Consider the following 17,160-nt stretch of genomic DNA (forward strand, 5'->3'; position numbering starts at 1 on the left):
GATGAGCAACGATGAAAGGCGGGTCGATGACCGACATCGTGATGAACCATCGGACAGCAGTGGTGACTGGTGCAGGTAACGGCCTCGGCAGGGCATATGCGCTTGCCCTCGCCGAGCGTGGCGCGTCCGTGGTCGTCAACGACCTGGGGGCGAGCACGACCGACAAGGGCGCTGACCGCGCGCCGGCGGACGAAGTCGTGGCAGAGATTCGCAGATCGGGGGGCCGGGCCGTGGCCTCCTACGACTCGGTTGCCACGGTCGAAGGTGCGCGCGCCGTGGTACAGCACGCTCTGGACACGTTCGGATCGGTCGACATTCTGGTCAACAACGCGGGTAATCGCCGGCCATCGCCGTTTGCCCTGATGTCCGAGGAGGACTTGCGCGCAGTCCTCGACACCCACCTGATCGGTTCCTACCTCGTCACTCAAGCCGCATTCGGTCATATGAAGGAACGGAAATTCGGCCGGGTGATCTTCGTGAGCTCGAATACCGCCGCCTTCGGCGGCACTGGTCTGAGCAACTACGCGACCGCGAAAGCTGGGATCCTGGGACTGGCTCGCGCGGTGGCACTGGAAGGCCACGAATTCGGCGTGATTGCCAATACGGTCATGCCGATGGCGCGTACGCCGAGGTCGCAAGCCGCACACGGGGCAATCGTCGGCCTCGCCGGATCAGCGACCGGTCAGAATGCGACCACCGGTTCAGTGCCGGGACCTCCGCCACTGACGACGGACGAGGTGGCCCCGCTCGTCGTCGCGTTGAGCAGTGACGAGTGGACGGGGACCGGCTCCGTCTATTCGATCGGCTACGGAAGGATCGCGGAGGTGTTCACGGCCGTGACGCGCGGGTGGTACCCGAGCGATCCATCGTCTTACGGAGCCCGGGACGTCATCGACAACCTGAGCACGATCCGGGATCGCACGGGGTTCGGCGAGCCGAGTTCAAGCCCGGACGAGCGTCAACTCATCGCTGCCTTCGCTCCGCGATCTGCGGGCACGGCCGGCGGGGCGACTTCGTGACGGCCGCCGACTCTCACCCCGAGGATGCACACAGCCTGCCGTCGCAGCTCCTGACCCTCGTGGCGGTCCAGGAGATACAACGAGTCATGGCGCGCTACAGCCAGTTCGTCTCCGCGCGGCGTTACGGCGAGTGGGCGGGTCTCTTCGCTGCGGACGGGCAATTCACCGGTCCCGAGGGGGTGCGGGCAGAGGGAACCGAAGGCCTCGAGAAGTACATCCGTGCCTCGCACGCCGGATGGGTGATGAAGCAGATCACCACCAATTCCCTCATCGATGTCGACCTCGGCAAGGGAACTGCGACAGCATCTTCCGACTGGTTCGTCTTCCGTGTCGATGGAGGGCAGAACCGGGTCGCCGCGGTAGGTCGTTACGAGGACGAGTACGTGCTCACTGCTGGTCGGTGGCGGATACAGCGGCGCCATGCGGTCACGTTGAAAGACGGTGTCGTCGGCGGAGCCACCGTTCCCGACGCTGGGTGATCACGCGACGCGAGCAGTCGTAGGCCCTCGGCGTTCGTTGTGTGGCAGCAGGATCGGAATCAAGAACACTGCCTCGACCAGCATCATGACAACGCCGCCGGCTCGTTGGTCGGCGATCGCGCCGAGGCCGCTGGTTCCGTGTATGTGCCCTGCCATGATGGGCTCCGTGGCGATGATGAAGGCAAGTCCGAGAAGGCCGGCCGGAATGCCGGCGACGTAGACAGTCAGCCGCCGAGTTCTCTCGATCTCGGGGCGTTCGTCGGACAGAATCGAGCACCACAGACACAGACCGACCAGCAGCGCTGCCGTGAACAACACGCCCGCCGTCGTTCCGGTCACGGTGACGATCGGCAGATGCCAGAGGTACATCACGATCACGTAGCCGAGCGCGAAAGGTACAGCCGCGACTCGAACAACATTCGTGGACAGGCTGATCCGTTGTAGGAGGAAGCCGGATGCGAGTGCCGGAGCGATCATGACGAGGATCATCGCCTGCGTCATCATGGCAAGGTGCGACATGTCGGCGGCGCTGCGAACCGACGGCAGGAGCGCAACGACAACCGCCGACACCGCCGCGACCGCCAGTGCTGCGTCGACCGAGACCTGAGAGAAGCGCGTGGTCAGGCGACGTCGCGCCATCCACAGCGCCGCGCCGGCCACGCAGGCGGTCGCCAATAGTGCCCACGTGCTCATCGATGGACTCGAACTGACGGTGTGGGCAGTCGTGTCCATCGATGATCCGGAGTGGTGGTGACTACTCGTGCCGCCGTCCGGTGCGATCGCGGTGACGGCAGAGGCTCCGCTCTCATCGTCACGAAGTGTCGTGCCGACGAAGATCAACCCGCGAGCCACGATGAACGCAGCGACGAGTTCAGCCTGGGCCAGAAGGCCGATCCTCAGCAGTGTGGGTTCGGTCCGTCCACGTCGGGGTGCCGACCGGGGCCGCTCGGATGGTGCTGACATACACACACTTTCGTTGGCGTGGGTTGGGAGGCAACTCCATCATGAGCGCCCCGACATCACCTGCTCGCGTGGAATTCTCGTTGTGCCAGGCGATGGAGAGGCTTGCCGGGAGTGAGTCCGATCGCCTTGATCAACACGTACCAGGCGGGGACGCTGATCCAGTTGTCGACGATCACACCTGCGGTGGAATCCACCGTTCTCACCGCACGCAGCACGCGTGCGAGTGGTGACGGCGTCGGGTCCGCGTTCGATGAGGTCATAGCTGTGTTCTCCTGCTTCTGGTGAACGTCGGGAGTCGGATGCTCTGGGGGACTGTGGGGGCCAGTGACTACGTGGAAGCCGGTCCGGTCGACCGGGGTGAGGCGGGCTGAATCGAGACGGCTGTCCGCCCTGCGAGGTTCACTGCGACCGAGGCACGACCATCCGCATCCGCCACGATGTTCGTCGTCCGGCCACCGGCGTCGACCACATACCGCGAATGGGGAGTCAGCCGAGCAAGCGTCAGGTCGGTCGTCACCGCGCCGGAGACCGGGTGGAGTACCACGTCGAGACCGGTACCGTCGGTCTCCGCGCGAGCCACCATCGCATCGGCATAGGCAACCGCGTCGAGGACAGGCCCGTGCAACCAAGCGTCTGGCAACCCACGTTCGATCAGGTCGAGCCAGCCGCCCTTTCGGTTGAACGCGCTCTTGGCCAAGAACGCAGTCGATTGGAGCGAGGCTCCCGCGAAAGCCAGCCGACCGTGATCCCTGGCGACCGTTGTCGTCTCGAACAATTCGCCCCACGCGGCTTGCGCCAGCTTCTCGTCACCGGCCTCACGTGCGGCGTCGATGATGCCGCCGTACTGAAGGACCTTCCCGCTGCCGGCGTTGCCGGGGTCGAATCCGCGCGGAAGGTCTCTGAACACGGTGCCGATCGGATCCCCGTTCTCGTCGAAAGCCCCCACGCCCGCGCGGGTGAGTGCCCAACCGCGGTCGGCGAGTTCGGGAGTCAGGGGTCGCATCTCGGTACTGTTGAAGGGCATCGCGCCGTTGCCGTACCCCGTGCGCGTGGACTTGAACATGTGCGAGGTTCCGTCAGGCCGATGGAACTCCACGTCCATCGACTTGGTGAAGCCGTACTTGATGCGGTCCCAGTACCCGGTGCCCGACATCCGGTCGTGAATGCGGAAGGTGTTGGCGCCGGTGCCGTTGCAGTAGGGATAGACCCAGTTCGGTTCGCACGCGATCATCGACCACGGTGATCGGGAGATGTCGTCCACGATCGCATCGCACATGGTGGTGAGGGAATAGTCGAACGAGTTCTCGTCGTCCCACCGAAACTTCACCGTTCCGGGCTGGGTGTAGCGCATATCGCCCGTCGCGGACTGATATGTCGCGATCTGCAGGCCGAAAAATCCGGTGAGCATGATGTTCTGTCTGCGGACGGGGTCCGGATTGTTCTCCAGATTTCCCCAGAGGTTCTCGAGCCACCAGTAGCTCCACACCTTTCGTTGCTGGAACTTCTGGATCAGCTTGCGTTGCGCTTCGCTCAGGTAGCCGTGGAAGGCCGGCATCCGGCTGTACTGGAGCATGGACAGTGCCCAGCCCAGATAATTGAGCTGATAGCGGACCGCAGAAGGTTGAAACTGTTCGAGGATGTCGTAGTTCGACCAATCATCGTCATCCTGCAATGCGACATCGAGAACAGTGCGAGCGAGCATCAGCTCATCGAGAGTCAGTTCGGCGGCCACGTATGGCTCGGGCCGGTCGTCGCCGCGCAGCGGGGGAGCGAAGGTTTCCAGATACTTGTTCGTCTCCGCAGCGACGGCCTGCTGTTTGACGAAGTCCTCGCGGATGCGGTCGACCAACCACGCGGTAGTGCCCGTCACCAGCAAGGGGATCACCACGCGCGCTGCATCGGAGACCCTCGTGGACTCGTCCGCGTCCTTGCCCGCCGATGCCGCACTGCCCAGCCACACCAGCGGGGTCATCAGCATGTTCCCGCTTCCGATCCACACGATCAGTCCGGTCGCGCTGGTGAGAGCTGACAGCAGCGCTTTCACCGGCTTTCGGGTGTAGGCCTGGCCGCCACCTGGTGCCACCAGCCCCAGTCCCACTGCTCTGGCGCGCTTACTTCGTCCGAAGACGGTCAGGGCCAGTCCGGCCGCCTCGACAGATCCCAGGACGATGAACGTTCGGCGTTGACGCGCCCTCGTCAACGGTCCGGTGCGCTGATCTCGGTGGGGGATCGTGATCGACGAGGGATAGATTCCGGTCTCGGTCGCCCGGGTCGCGGGGCTGTCCACGCTCCTGAGCTTCGGCGCAGCGATGGTGGCCACACCGCCCAGAGCGCCGACTGCAAGTCTCAGCGGTCCAAGCGTTCGCCGTCGCGTTCTTCTGTTCACGGGTTTCGACTCCTCGTCGGCTCGAATCAGGACGGACCGAGTTGTCCGGCTGGGTGCTTCTTCTCAGGCTTCGGACGCTTTCCGTGCGCGACGGCGCTCGGCGTCGATCACGATGTCGTTGAACGACGGTTGTCCCTTGCGGATCATTCGCGTCCTCAGCGAGGTGAAAAGGGTCATGACGAACAAGCAACACGCCATGGTCGACTTACCTCCGACATGAGCCGGCGGTAGTGCGCCGGTAGGATGAATGCAGGCACGGCCCAGCGCTGTGCGTCAGGAGAAGGCAAATCCTCGGTAGCCCTCCGCAGCAATCTCATCGCACATGGCTCGGAAATTTCCGACGCCACCGATATAGGGCATGAAGACACGGGGTTTTCCCGGTATGTTCGCGCCGACGTACCACGACGACCCTGTCGAGAAAAGTGTCGTCTCGCCGACTTCTGCCACGTGACGCACCCATTCTTCCTGGGCGTCGAGGTCCGGTTGAGAAATTCGGTATCCCTTGTCTTTCATGAACGTGATGTGGTCCGCAATGAATTCCACGTGTTGTTCGATCGACACGACCACGTTGCCGAGCACCGACGGGCTCTGTGGGCCGGTGATGATGAACATGTTCGGGAATCCGCTGACTGCCACTCCCAGGTACGTCTTGGGTCCGCTGCTCCACTGATCCCGTAGAGACGTGCCGCCCTGTCCGCGTATGTCCACGGCGAGAAGTGCGCCGGTCATTGCGTCGTACCCAGTGGCAAAAACGATGGCGTCGACGTCGATCCGGTCTCCAGCCGTCGCGATACCGTCAGCGGTGATTCTTTCGATCGGTGCGGAAGACACGTCGATGATGTCGACGTTGTCTCGGTTGAATGTCTCGTAATAGTCGGTGTCGACGCATACTCTCTTCGAGCCCAGCGCAAAACCTTCCGGTGTGAGAATCTTTGCTCGATCTTTGTCTGCCACCGACTCCGCGATCTTGCCGCGAACGAATTCGGCTACCGTGTCATTGGCTTTCGGTGACGTCATCAGGTCCCCGAATGCGTTCATTATTCGGGCGCCACCCATCGCCCAGTACTGCTCGTACCGAGCAGTCCTCTCCTCGTCGCTCACGTCGAACGCGCTGTCCGTGCTCGGAGGATAGGGTGCTCCGGCTGCCGAGTTCCTGCTGGCCACTCGAAGGGAGGCGTAATTTGCCTTGACATCGGATATCTCGTCGTCCGTCAACGGAGTGTTGCGTGCGGGCATGCTGAACGACGGAGTCCGCTGGAGAACTGTGACGTGCTCGGCCCGGCGAGCGATCTCGGGTATGACCTGTATTCCGGAGGAGCCGGTGCCGATGATCGCGACAGATTTTCCCCGGAAGTCGACATCATTCTCTGGCCAGTTCCCCGTGTGGTAGGTCTCGCCTGTGAAGTCGGTCAGTCCGGGGAAATCAGGGATCTGGGCGGCCGACAGGTTGCCCGACGCCATCACGAAGAACGTGGACGTGAATTCATGTCCCCCGGCCGAGATCAGATTCCACAACGTCGAGTTGTCGTCGTACCGTGCTGAGACGATCTCGGATCCGAGGCAGATGTCGTCACGCAGATCGAATCGATCTGCAACGTGGTTCAGGTAGGCAAGGATCTCGGGTTGAGTGGGGTAGCGCTCGGTCCAATTCCATTCCTGATCCAACTCGGGAGAGAAAGAATAGGAATAGTAGAAACTTTCGACATCGCACCTTGCGCCAGGATAGCGGTTCCAATACCACGTGCCTCCGACTCCATCGCCGCGTTCGAAGACCTTCGCGTTCAGTCCCTGCTCTCGCGCTTTGTGAAGCATGTAGAGGCCGGCAAATCCTGCACCTACGATAGCAATGTCGAGAGTTGGTTCGTGGTTCATCCGACCTGTCCTTCATAGTGGTGATCAGAAGCTGTTTCTGGAGTGTGCACATGGGTCGTCGACGACTGCACGCGTCGTCACTGCCCCTTCGAGAACGTCAGCACAGGCTTGATCGAGGCCCCGCTCGCGGCGCTCGATACCGCGTCGTTGATGTCACCGAAATCGAAGCGGTGCACGATGTGGTGCATCGGTAGGTGGCCTTCCTGATGAAGGCGAACCAGCCTGGGGATCATCACTTGTGGGTCGGCATCGCCTTCGATGCAGCCACGCACAGTCTTTCCACCGGCGATGAGATCCTGCACGTCCATGCTGACATCGGCCGGCCCGGTCCCGACGACGACGAGTGTGCCTCCTCGGCGTAGCGACCGGGCTGCGCCGCGGATGACCCCGGGGTTTCCCGTCGTGTCGAAGGCGTGGGTCGGTCCGCCGTCCGTCATCTCGTCGACAGCGTTCGCGATCTCGGGATCACCGCCGTCGAGGACGTGGGTCGCGCCGACCTCCAGTGCAGTGTCCAGTCGTGAAGGCGACATGTCGACGCCGACGATCTGTCGGGCGCCGAGATACGAGGCGGCCATGACGGCCGCCATACCAACGCCTCCCAGGCCGTACACGATGACGCGTGAGGTCGGATCGGGTCGAAGGATGTCGAGCATCGCGCCGGCGCCCGTCTGGACGCCGCACCCGAACGACGCCATCTCCACCAAGTCCGTACCCGGCGCGACGACGACAGCGTTTCGGCGTGCCGTGACGGCGTGCCGGGCGAAACTCGACTGTCCGAAGAACGACCCGAACGCCACCTCTGCGCCGTGTCGCAGGGTTGCGCTTCCGTCCAATCGCCGCCCGGAGACGTTGGCCTCGACGAATCTCGTGCAGTAGGCGGGGCTGCCCGCTGCGCACGAGTCGCAGAGACCGCACGACGCGAAACTGATCAACACGCAGTCACCGACGGCGACGTCGTGCACATCCGCCCCTACCGCCGCCACGACACCGGCTCCTTCGTGACCGAGAACGGCCGGGGTGCCCGCTGGACTCATCGCGCGAGCCACGAGGTCGGTGTGGCAGAGCCCGACGGCTTCCATCTCGACGAGAATTTCGTCGGCTTGCGGAAGACTCAGATCTACTTCACCGATCCGAAAATCCGAGACGGTGTCGAAACTCAGTGCGGCGTCTGTCTTCATGACGCTCATCGGCCGATCTCCCGCAGCACCTCGGAATGCGCGTGCGCGATGCGGCTGCGGATGTCCGTTGCGGCTTCCGCCGTCATCGAGGACGGTCCGATCATGCCGACGACACCGCCGGGAATCTCGGACGACGCGACAGCACGGTGGTGGCTGAACGTGTCGAAGCCGGCCTTTCCGTGGTATCTCCCCATGCCGCTTCGTCCGACTCCGCCGAAGGGTACGTCCGGGAGCATGGCGTGTACGGCGAAGTCGTTCAGACTGATACCGCCGGACATGGTTCGGCTCCGAAACTTTGAGAAGGATGGGCCGTTGTTGTCGCCGTACCAGTAGGCGACGAGCGGCGACGGGCGCGTTGCGATGTACTCGATGACGTCATCCATGGACGAGTACGGCATGACGGTCAGGACGGGGCCGAAGACCTCCTCGTTCGCCACCTCCATCTCGTCGGTGACGTCGAGCAGGATGGTCGGTGCGATTCGACGAGTGTCGGGGTCGGGAAGCAGCGCGCGCTCGTCCTCCGGTACGGCCTCGACGGCCCGTGCCCCCTTCGCTACGGCGTCGGCGATCAGACCGGTCACCCGTCGAAAGTTGCGGTCGTCGACGATGGAGGTGACGGCGGTGTCGGTGGAGTAGTGCGGGTGAAGGGCGATGAGACTCGACGTCAGCGCAGCCACCAGCTCGTCCACCCGACTCGCCTGCACGAAGACGTAGTCGGGGCACAGGCAGACCTGGCCGCCGTTCGACATCCGAGAGCCGGCGATGCGTCGGGCGGCTTCCTCGATGTCCGCATCCTCTGCGACGACGGCAGGATTCTTGCCTCCGAGTTCGAGGGTGACAGGTGTCAGGTTCTCGGCGGCTGCCCTCTGCACGATCGTGCCGACCGCAGGCGAGCCGGTGAAGAAGAGATGACCGAAGGGAAGGGACGAGAAGGCTGCTGCGACGTCCAGGCCCCCGGTGACGACCACGAGCTCGGAGGGATCGAAGTACCGGGACACCGCCTCCGACAGCACCGCACCCGCACGAGGACCGCCGTCGGAGAACTTGATCATGACGCGGTTTCCGGCCGCAATGGCCTCGGCCGCAGGATGAACCACGAGGCTGACGGGGAAGTTCCACGGGCCGACGACACCCACGACCCCCAGCGGCACCGCATCGATCTCGGTGGGAATCCCAGCTTCCGCCGATCCCGCGACCACGACCGGCGTCATCCAGTTCTCGAGACTGTCCTTCAGGTGGGCGATGTGATCGACAGCGCCCACGATGTCTGCGCTCAGGCTGAACGCGAGAGGGCGATGACCGAAATCGGCCGACATGGCCTCTGCGAGATCGTCGGAGGCGCCGAGAACCGCAGCCAGTAGCCGGTTGAGCCGGTCCGTGCGCACCTCGATCGACGGCGGCCCCGCGCGTAGGTGTGCCGAGCGCTGAGCGTCGAACAGCGGTCGCAGGTCGGCAACGGTCTGCTCGCGGGGCTGAAGTGTCGTGGTCATGAAGGGTCGAGCCTCTCGTCGTGCGTGTGCGAACTGGAGATGAGTTGATCGTGCGAGAACGCCGAGTGCTGCGGTGTCGTCTCGACGAAGCCTCGTGACACGAGGTCGTCGATCGTCGAGCGGTCGAGCCCCAGCACGGAACCGAGTACCTCGTACGTGTGCTCGCCGGCGAGCGGCGCGGGCCGCTGCGGGGCGTCGGCCACTGCGGTGAAGAGGGCAGGGAGGTTCTCGGCGGGTAACGCCTGCGACAGCAACGGATGATGCATCGACCGGAAGAAGTCACGTTCGGTCAGATGCTGGTCGTGAAGCAGTTCGGGAACTCTGAGCATCATTCCGGCTGCGATGCCGGCGGACTGGAAAAGATGTGCTGCCTCCCGAGGCGTCCGGGTCCGGGTCCAGGCGGCCACCACCTCGGTGATGTGATCACGGTTCGCGTCGCGGTCGGCAGCGGTCGCGAACCGAGGATCGCTCGCCCACAGAGGCCTTCCGATGACAGTGCTCAATCGGCGGAACGTGTCGGTTCCGGCCACGTCGACGACGACCCACTCGTCGTCGCCCAGGCACGGGAACACCCCACGTGGTGCGTCGCCCCGGAGCTGGTTTCCTGCCGCGGTGAGAGAGCCCGGACGCAGCGATTCGACCGCGAACGCCGGCCCCAGGTGATTCAGGATCACCTCCGCTTGAGCGACGCTGACGGTTCCTCCTCGTCCCTCTCTCATCCGTCGCAACAGGAGTGCCAGCACGCCACTCGCCGCGACACGAGCCGCAGTGTGGTCGGGGTAGATCGTCGAGGCATCGCTGAAGCCGTCACCGGATTCGGGGTAGCGCCACAGGGACGTGAGTCCGGTCTCGGACCGGACGAGGGGGCCGTATCCCATCCGTCTGCTCCACGGACCCGTCTGGCCGTACGCGGAACTGTCGGCGACGATCAATCGCGGGTTGAGACCGCTGAGGACGTCCCACCCCAGTCCGAGCGACTCCATGGTTCCGGGTTTGAAGTTCGAGAGGATCACATCGGACTTCAGCGCGAGCTCCTTGAACAGCCGGAGTCCCTCGGGGGAGCGCAGATTCAAGCCCAGGCTTCTCTTGTTGCGGTGACCCCACGCGAATCCTGCCGTGATCGGGTCCGACCCTCGGCCTTGGCGCCCTCCGTCCGGGAAAGCGCTGTTCTCCACCTTGATGACGTCGGCGCCCAGATCGGCGAAGAGTCGTCCCAGCTCGGCGCCCATCACGATGACACCCAGATCGAGCACACGAAGGTCGGAGAGGGGGTGACGCTTGGTCGGTGCCACAGCGGAGATCGGAGCCCGACTGGCTTCGATGTCGATCAGTTCACAGAGCCCGTCGGCCTCCGCCAGGATCTCGTCGCGGTGCTCGTCGAGACCTGGTGCCGGGCCCCGAATTCCGGCGCGGTGCCCGTCGATGACTACCGTCCCGTTCGGGAGCGCTGCCTCCCCGAAGGGCGTCATGATGCGCACGAATGCACCGCGTTCGTCGAAATGGTCGCACGCGAGGACTTCACTCGGGTCGAAGATTGCGGCCACCGGGACGCCGTGGGACTGTGCTGCGATCACGATCTCCGCACGGTGGAGAGTGGCGAACAAGTGTTGGATCGCGGGATAGATGATCGGTGCCGCGGCGAAGCGCTGCGGCAGAGACATCAGCTCCGGGTCGCTGAGCTCGACGGGTCTGCCGAGCCAGTCGAACATGCCCATCCATTGTCGTGGTGCCAGCATGCAGATGCGCACGAAGCCGTCTGCGCAGGCGAACACCGGGTACAGGTGGCGGGCGTCGGGACGGTCGCGCGGGCCGTCCGCGGCGGGGACACCACCGGTTGCAGTTCCACCCATTCCCCAGCCGGGATCCATTGTCTGAACCAGGGTCTCGAAGAGGGACACATCCACGTGGCCCCCGGTGCCCGTCTGGACACTACTGAGATGGGCCACGAGAACCGCCCATGCAGCCTGGGATGCCGCTGACTCGACGGCGATGGGTGAGGGCGGCAGCAGTGGCTGCTTCCCCGGGAGGCCGGACCTCGAGAGCTCGCTCGACATGGCGTTCAGTACTGCGTCGGTAGCGATCCAGTCGCGATAGGGACCCGTCTGCCCGAACCCCGTGATCGACGCCACCACTGCGTGCGGGACGCGATCGCGAAGTGCGGAAGGGGAGACGGCCAGCGTGTGATGGATGGCTGGTCGAGAGTCCTCGACAATGATCTGGCAGGTCCCGGCAAGTCTCCAGAACGCCTTCTGGTCGGCCTCGTCCGTCAGATCGAGCGCGATGGACCTCTTGCCGGTGTCGCGAACGAACGAGGTCGATGGTTCGTCGGGGGACGCGTGGTCTCGCGATGCGGCAAGGTCCCGCACCTGTATGACGTCGGCACCCAACTCACCGAGGAACCGCGAAGCCGAGGCGCCTGCACCCGCGCACATGTCGAGTATTCGAACCCCGTCCAGAGGTGCATCGCTGACGGTCGACCATCTCGGCATTCCTGCTCCTGCTGTCGGAAAAGTGTGACGCCCTTCACCCTGAGCTGTCGCCGGGGCGATGGCCAGCGCCATCTTTCGCACGTAAACGTGCTCGAATGCGCAACGTTGGTGCAGACTTCCCGCATGGACGTCCACCATCTGCGCTGCTTCGACGCCGTTGCGCGGGAGCTACATTTCGGCAACGCGGCGGCGCGTCTCCACCTCACGCCCTCGCCCGTCAGCCGGGCGGTCAAGGAGCTGGAGCGGGAGCTGGGAGTGGATCTCTTCGTGCGCAAACACCACGAGATCATGCTGACGCCGGCGGGCCTCGCGCTGGCTCCGAGAGCGCGAGGAGTCCTTGCCGACATCGCGGACATGGCACTGATCGCGCAGTCGACAGCGCCTGATCGTGCGCGGGTCGTCCGAGTCGGCGGTTCCTTCCATCTGCCGCCCGCCTACTTCGACGAGTTTCTCGAGTCGGTAGAGGGTGTGGCCGCGCCGCGCGCAGTCGACGTGGTCTCGCACCCCTCGGCCAAGCTGGTTTCGTCGGTCGAGCAAGGTGAGCTCGACCTCGCAATGGTCTATCTCCCGGTAGTCATCCCGGAGGTATCTGTACTCGAGACGGCGAGGTTGTCGTTCTCTGTGGCCATGAAGTCGGACGACCCGTTGGCTGCCAAGGAACACCTCATGCTCGAACATCTCCGTGACAGGACCGTCGCAATCGCGTCGCCGCGCTCTCAGCCCGCGGCCGTCAATGGCTTGTCCGAGCGTTTACGTCGCGAGGTCGGCTCTATTCGACACCTCGAAGACACCGACATGATGAGCATCGCCAACCACATCAGACACTCCGACGACGTCACTCTCAGTCTCGATCTTGCGATGGGCGGCACCAGCCGCGTTTTCGACGATGTGGCGTTCACGCTTCGGCCACTTCACGAGCCCTCGATTTATTTCGCGGTCGGCCTCGTATGGCGAACGGGTGCAATAGCAACCGATCGCGTCCTGCTCAGCCTCGTGGACATGGCCCGTGAGCGCTGGCGCGACGGACCCGAATCCCTCTGAGGCGACCGCGCTCTCGATCGGCGTCGAGCATTGCCCAAAGTGCAACGATGAAATGTGGAATCGCGCAATAGACGCAGGGTCCGGGGTTGTGCCAGATTGAAAGCCCCGAGGGTGCGACGTGGATCACAACAACGGTCTGACGAACGAGCTGTTGACCGTCGCCCGGTGCGGGCCATCTCGCGCTTTCGTGCGCACTGCCTGTAGGAGATTGACCATGGCTCTGGACGACACCATCTATCGGGACGGATCAGGTAGCGATCGCAAACCGAACGCCGTCGAACACGCTGCGCGATCGTCATCAACCACCGGCCTACCTCGATCCGTCATCGCGATGATCGTCACCCTCGCATTCAGTGAGACCCTCGTCGCGATCAGTGCCACTGCCGCGATACCACTGATCCCGAAGATGTCCGAGTCCTTCGGTGCCTCAGGCGCGGCCACAGCGTGGATCGCCATAATCTCCCCGCTGATGGGCGGCGTAGTCACTCCTGTCATGGGCCGTCTGGGCGATGCGATTGGTTATCGCAAGCTCCTTGTGGCCGCGTTCGGCTTGTTGTGCGTGGGCACACTGTTGTGTGCGGTGTCGACGAGCCTGGCGATGTTTCTCGGCGGACGGGCGCTGCAGGGATTTGTCATCGGCACAATGCCAGCGGTTGTCGGCTTATTGCGCAACCACCTCGAGCCGAAAGCCGTCGGATCGGCACTCGGCATTGTCGTGGCTGGTCAAGGCTTCGGCGTCGGTGTCGGCTTTATTCTGGGCGGCATGCTCCAGGATTTCGACTGGAGTGTCACGTTCTGGGTCGTACTCGGTCTCGCGGTTCTTGCCTTGATTGCTCTTGTGACCACCTTGCCTGGTTCGATCAGCGAGCACACTGGCGGTCGGTTGGACCTCGTGGGTGCAGCGGTCTTTTCATGCTTCTGTCTGGCACTGCTCCTTCCTCTCAGCATGGGAAGCACCTGGGGGTGGTCGAGCCCGATAACGCTCGGGCTCTTCGCACTCGCGGTCACCGCCCTACCCCTCTGGGCCGTCTGGGAATTACGGCACCCCCAACCGACCGTCGACGTGAGGCTCTTCTCGAATCCGCTCTTCGTCCTTCCGAACATCGCCGGCTTCATGATGGGAGCGAGCGTCGGGGCGCTCTTCCTGCTCTTCGTAGGCTATGCCTCGTTGCCTCGCGAGGTGGCCGGGTTTGGTTTCTCGGCCAGCATCCTCGAGGCCGGCTCCTTCCTCGTGCCCTACGCGATGTGTGTGATGATCGGCGGGTTGTTCGTAGGGCGGTTCGCCTCTCGCCGGGGGCCGCGATTCGTGTTGCTCGTCGGTTCCGTATTGACCGCAGTGACGTACTTGGTCTTGACGGTTGCCCACATCGAGCAGTGGCAGATTTATCTTGCTTCGGCAATCATCGGCTTTGGAGGAGCCGCGTCGAACACAGGCATGTATCTGATGGTGGCTCAGACGGTGGCGCCCGACCGTGCCGGGATGGCGCAAGGCGTGAACTCTCTCGTCTTCGCGTTGGGATCCGCGACCGGAAGCGCTGCGATAGCCGCAATCCTCACAGCACACACGAATTCGTTGCCATTCTCGGACGACCGTGGCTACGGCGTCAGCTACGCCCTCTGTTTCGTCTTCGGGCTCCTCGCCGCCGGCTCGACGGTCCTCCACGGGTTCCTGGCGAGACGACGCGGTGCTGTGGAACTCCCTCTGTCCTCCTGATCTGCGAACTGTGAGCACAGCAAGGCAGCGGCCTTCCGAGGCCACAAGGGCGACGATCGTCGACCTTCACTCTCTGACAGAACGGACGACTTGGATGAGCCGAACGATCGACGTCGCGGGCAACGGTTGCGTGCTCGTAGAGCAGCAAGGTCACACGCTTGTCGTCACGATGAACAGGCCGGCTGTGCGCAACGCGGTCAACTTCGACCTCTCCATCGGGATCGGGGAGGCGATGGAGTTCGCGGAGGCGACGTCCAGCGTGAGGACCGTGATCCTCACCGGGGCGGGAGACATGGCCTTCTGCGCCGGTGCAGACCTGAAAGCTGCGGCGGCGGGGGAGCTCAGCACCAACGATGAACGACTGGCACGCTGGGGCTTCGCCGGCTACGTGCAGCACGCGATCAGCAAGCCGACCATCGCCGCGGTCAACGGCTTCGCTCTTGGGGGCGGAACCGAGATCGCCCTCGCGAGCGACCTGGTCGTTGCGCTGGACACAGCTACCTTCGGCCTTCCGGAGGTCAAGCGTGGTGTGTTCGCTGGGGCCGGCGGAGCATTCCGGCTGCCTCGACAGATACCGACGAAAATCGCCATGGAAGCGATGTTCACTGGTCGACCGATTTCGGCCGCGCGGGCGTATGAGCTCGGATTGGTAAACGCGCTGGCTCCAGCGGGCGAACTTATGAACACCGCACTCGATTTGGCCGAGGTGATCAATGCGAATGCGCCACTCTCCGTCCGAGCTACGAAGAAGATCGCGGTGGGAATCGACGACCAGAACGTTCCAGCGGAGCGAGACGATTGGGCTCGCACTCGTCGAGAGGGTCACCTTTTATCGAGGAGCGAGGACTCCCGCGAAGGGATGCGCGCTTTTGCCGAGAAGCGTGAGCCTGTCTGGTCCGGTCGATGACAGCGACCTCGCACGGCGAACGAGAGCGAGGAACGGTGGATCACGTGCATCTAGACCCCAGTACCCCCATCCTCGTCGGATGCGGACAGGTGTCCGACCCACTGGATCGCGACGACTACCGCCGTTGGTCGGCCGTTGAACTCGCAGCCGAGGCATCGAAGAGGGCCCTCGCGGACGCGGGGCTGGCGGCATCGGCGGTCGACACTGTCGCAGGTATTCGTCAGTTCGAGATCTCGTCCGACTTCGGCACCGCTCCTCTCGGCCGTTCGAACAACTTCCCTCGCTCGGTGGCGAATCGCCTCGATGCTTCCCCTCAGCGGGCCGTACTCGAAGTCGTAGGTGGGCAGGGCCCGCAGCACCTTGTCAACGAGTTCGCCAAAGAGATCGCTGCCGGACGTGTGCAGACCGTCCTCCTCTTCGGTTCCGAGGCAATCTCCACTGCGCGGGCGTTCGCCGGGAAGGGAGACTCGCCCGATTTCAATGAATCGGTGGAAGGCGATCTCGAGGACCGAGGATATGGCCTCGAAGGCCTCATGAACGAGTACGAGATGCGGCACGGGTTGGTGGGCGCGCCCTCTCAATACGCGTTGCTCGAGCACGCGCGACGACATCGATCAGGGCTCTCTGTCGAAGCTTACGCAAATCAGATGGGTCAGCTCTTCGCGCCGTTCACCTCCGTGGCAGCGCGTAACCCGTTCGCTGCTGCACCGGTCGAGAGGACGGCTGACGAGCTCGCGGCAGTGTCCGAGAAGAACCGCTTGATCGCCGACCCCTACCCCCGATACATGGTGGCCCGAGATCAGGTGAACCAGGGCGCTGCCGTGGTCATGACATCTGTCGGGGCGGCAGATGCCGCGGGGATTTCTGAAGACCGCCGGGTCTATCTTCACGGATCTTGCGACCTTCGCGAGCTCAACTTGCTGGACCGGCCGGACATGTCCCGTAGCCCCGCGTCGGTACGAGCGTCGGAAATCGCTCTGCAGCGGGCCGGTGTGTCCGTGGACGACGTCGCATTCTTTGACCTTTACAGCTGTTTCCCGATCGCCGTGCTGAACATATGCGACGGGCTCGGGCTCGCGGTAGACGACCCGAGAGGGCTGACTCTGACGGGAGGGCTGCCCTTTTTCGGTGGGGCGGGAAACAACTACGCCATGCATGCTATCGCCGAAGCGATGAACGCAGTTCGCTCGGGCACCGATGGACCAGCCTTCGTGGGTGCCAATGGCGGGACGTTGAGCAAGTACTCCGTGGGGATCTACTCGACTGTGCCGCAGTCGTTCTGCGTCACGTCCGACGTCGCGACCCAGGCCGAACTCGACTCGGTCGAGCGAATCGCTGTGGCTTCGCTCGACGGCACGACCGTGGCGATCCTGGAGACATACACAGTGGAACCGCAGAAGAGCGGCGGTGCGGTGTCGATCGCCGTGGGCCGACTCGGCGACGGCTCGCGAATTCTTGCTGTCTCCGATGATGAAACAATCGCGTCGACTCTCAGGCTCGGCGCTTCGATCGGAAGCGAGTTCAGTGCACGGCCATCAGATGGGCGTAACGTCCTGATAGAGGTCGGCAGTGCGAATTGACCGGACGCCCCACATCGCCACGTCGCAGAATCTCTTAGTCAA

General features: G+C 63.7%; 13 protein-coding genes. 6 read left to right on the forward strand and 7 right to left on the reverse strand.

Going from position 1 to position 17,160, the window contains the following annotated elements; all coding sequences use genetic code 11:
- Window positions 1–26: 26 nt before the first annotated feature.
- Both HQ325_RS03920 and HQ325_RS03925 read left to right on the forward strand, forming a co-directional pair.
- The gene (locus HQ325_RS03920) at window positions 27–1,019 is read left to right on the forward strand and encodes an SDR family NAD(P)-dependent oxidoreductase (RefSeq protein WP_222626795.1); all 993 of its coding nucleotides are present in this window, start codon (window positions 27–29) and stop codon (window positions 1,017–1,019) included.
- A complete protein-coding gene (locus HQ325_RS03925; RefSeq protein ID WP_222626796.1) occupies window positions 1,016–1,498 on the forward strand; it encodes a nuclear transport factor 2 family protein in 483 nt (160 codons plus the stop codon). Before HQ325_RS03920 ends, HQ325_RS03925 begins: the two co-directional genes overlap by 4 nt.
- On the opposite strand, the gene HQ325_RS03930 is transcribed toward HQ325_RS03925, so the two are convergent.
- From HQ325_RS03930 to HQ325_RS03960, 7 genes are all read right to left on the reverse strand, one after another.
- The gene (locus HQ325_RS03930) at window positions 1,499–2,191 is read right to left on the reverse strand and encodes a cytochrome c oxidase assembly protein (RefSeq protein ID WP_222626797.1); all 693 of its coding nucleotides are present in this window, start codon (window positions 2,189–2,191) and stop codon (window positions 1,499–1,501) included.
- A 326-nt stretch (window positions 2,192–2,517) separates the two neighbouring features.
- Window positions 2,518–2,721: a hypothetical protein gene (locus tag HQ325_RS03935; protein WP_222626798.1), complete on the reverse strand. Its 204-nt coding sequence runs from the start codon at window positions 2,719–2,721 to the stop codon at window positions 2,518–2,520.
- Between the two features lie 68 nt (window positions 2,722–2,789).
- Window positions 2,790–4,748, reverse strand: a complete 1,959-nt coding sequence (locus HQ325_RS03940) for a hypothetical protein (protein ID WP_222626799.1) — start codon at window positions 4,746–4,748, stop codon at window positions 2,790–2,792.
- 372 nt (window positions 4,749–5,120) lie between these two features.
- Window positions 5,121–6,719, reverse strand: a complete 1,599-nt coding sequence (locus tag HQ325_RS03945) for an NAD(P)/FAD-dependent oxidoreductase (protein ID WP_222626800.1) — start codon at window positions 6,717–6,719, stop codon at window positions 5,121–5,123.
- Window positions 6,720–6,796: 77 nt separating this feature from the next.
- The gene (locus HQ325_RS03950) at window positions 6,797–7,897 is read right to left on the reverse strand and encodes an NAD(P)-dependent alcohol dehydrogenase (RefSeq protein ID WP_222626801.1); all 1,101 of its coding nucleotides are present in this window, start codon (window positions 7,895–7,897) and stop codon (window positions 6,797–6,799) included.
- 5 nt (window positions 7,898–7,902) lie between these two features.
- Complete coding sequence (locus HQ325_RS03955) at window positions 7,903–9,387, reverse strand: aldehyde dehydrogenase family protein (RefSeq protein ID WP_222626802.1); 1,485 nt, start codon at window positions 9,385–9,387, stop codon at window positions 7,903–7,905.
- Window positions 9,384–11,876 (reverse strand): CaiB/BaiF CoA-transferase family protein, encoded by a 2,493-nt coding sequence (locus HQ325_RS03960; RefSeq protein ID WP_222626803.1) that lies wholly within the window; start codon window positions 11,874–11,876, stop codon window positions 9,384–9,386. Before HQ325_RS03960 ends, HQ325_RS03955 begins: the two co-directional genes overlap by 4 nt.
- 24 nt (window positions 11,877–11,900) lie before the next feature.
- Here HQ325_RS03960 and HQ325_RS03965 point away from each other — a divergent pair, with 24 nt between their 5' ends.
- The 4 genes from HQ325_RS03965 to HQ325_RS03980 all read left to right on the forward strand — a co-directional run bounded on the left by HQ325_RS03965 (window position 11,901) and on the right by HQ325_RS03980 (window position 17,118).
- Window positions 11,901–12,917, forward strand: coding sequence for a LysR family transcriptional regulator (locus HQ325_RS03965; protein WP_222626804.1), 1,017 nt, complete (start codon window positions 11,901–11,903; stop codon window positions 12,915–12,917).
- A gap of 214 nt (window positions 12,918–13,131) precedes the next feature.
- Window positions 13,132–14,631, forward strand: coding sequence for an MFS transporter (locus HQ325_RS03970; protein WP_222626805.1), 1,500 nt, complete (start codon window positions 13,132–13,134; stop codon window positions 14,629–14,631).
- Window positions 14,632–14,725: 94 nt separating this feature from the next.
- Window positions 14,726–15,538, forward strand: coding sequence for a crotonase/enoyl-CoA hydratase family protein (locus HQ325_RS03975; protein ID WP_222626806.1), 813 nt, complete (start codon window positions 14,726–14,728; stop codon window positions 15,536–15,538).
- Complete coding sequence (locus HQ325_RS03980; protein ID WP_261777651.1) at window positions 15,535–17,118, forward strand: acetyl-CoA acetyltransferase; 1,584 nt, start codon at window positions 15,535–15,537, stop codon at window positions 17,116–17,118. The genes HQ325_RS03975 and HQ325_RS03980 overlap by 4 nt, the downstream gene beginning before the upstream one ends.
- The last annotated feature ends 42 nt before the right edge of the window (window positions 17,119–17,160 follow it).

The organism is Rhodococcus sp. BP-349 (genome assembly GCF_019835845.1).
Classification (GTDB): domain Bacteria; phylum Actinomycetota; class Actinomycetes; order Mycobacteriales; family Mycobacteriaceae; genus Rhodococcoides.

Coding starts and splice junctions, on each gene's coding strand:
- HQ325_RS03920 (WP_222626795.1), top strand. CDS start 27: ATGACCGACATCGTGATGAACCATCGGACAGCAGTGGTGACTGGTGCA.
- HQ325_RS03930 (WP_222626797.1), bottom strand. CDS start 2,191: ATGAGCACGTGGGCACTATTGGCGACCGCCTGCGTGGCCGGCGCGGCG.
- HQ325_RS03935 (WP_222626798.1), bottom strand. CDS start 2,721: ATGACCTCATCGAACGCGGACCCGACGCCGTCACCACTCGCACGCGTG.
- HQ325_RS03945 (WP_222626800.1), bottom strand. CDS start 6,719: ATGAACCACGAACCAACTCTCGACATTGCTATCGTAGGTGCAGGATTT.
- HQ325_RS03950 (WP_222626801.1), bottom strand. CDS start 7,897: ATGAAGACAGACGCCGCACTGAGTTTCGACACCGTCTCGGATTTTCGG.
- HQ325_RS03955 (WP_222626802.1), bottom strand. CDS start 9,387: ATGACCACGACACTTCAGCCCCGCGAGCAGACCGTTGCCGACCTGCGA.
- HQ325_RS03960 (WP_222626803.1), bottom strand. CDS start 11,876: ATGCCGAGATGGTCGACCGTCAGCGATGCACCTCTGGACGGGGTTCGA.
- HQ325_RS03970 (WP_222626805.1), top strand. CDS start 13,132: ATGGCTCTGGACGACACCATCTATCGGGACGGATCAGGTAGCGATCGC.
- HQ325_RS03975 (WP_222626806.1), top strand. CDS start 14,726: ATGAGCCGAACGATCGACGTCGCGGGCAACGGTTGCGTGCTCGTAGAG.
- HQ325_RS03980 (WP_261777651.1), top strand. CDS start 15,535: ATGACAGCGACCTCGCACGGCGAACGAGAGCGAGGAACGGTGGATCAC.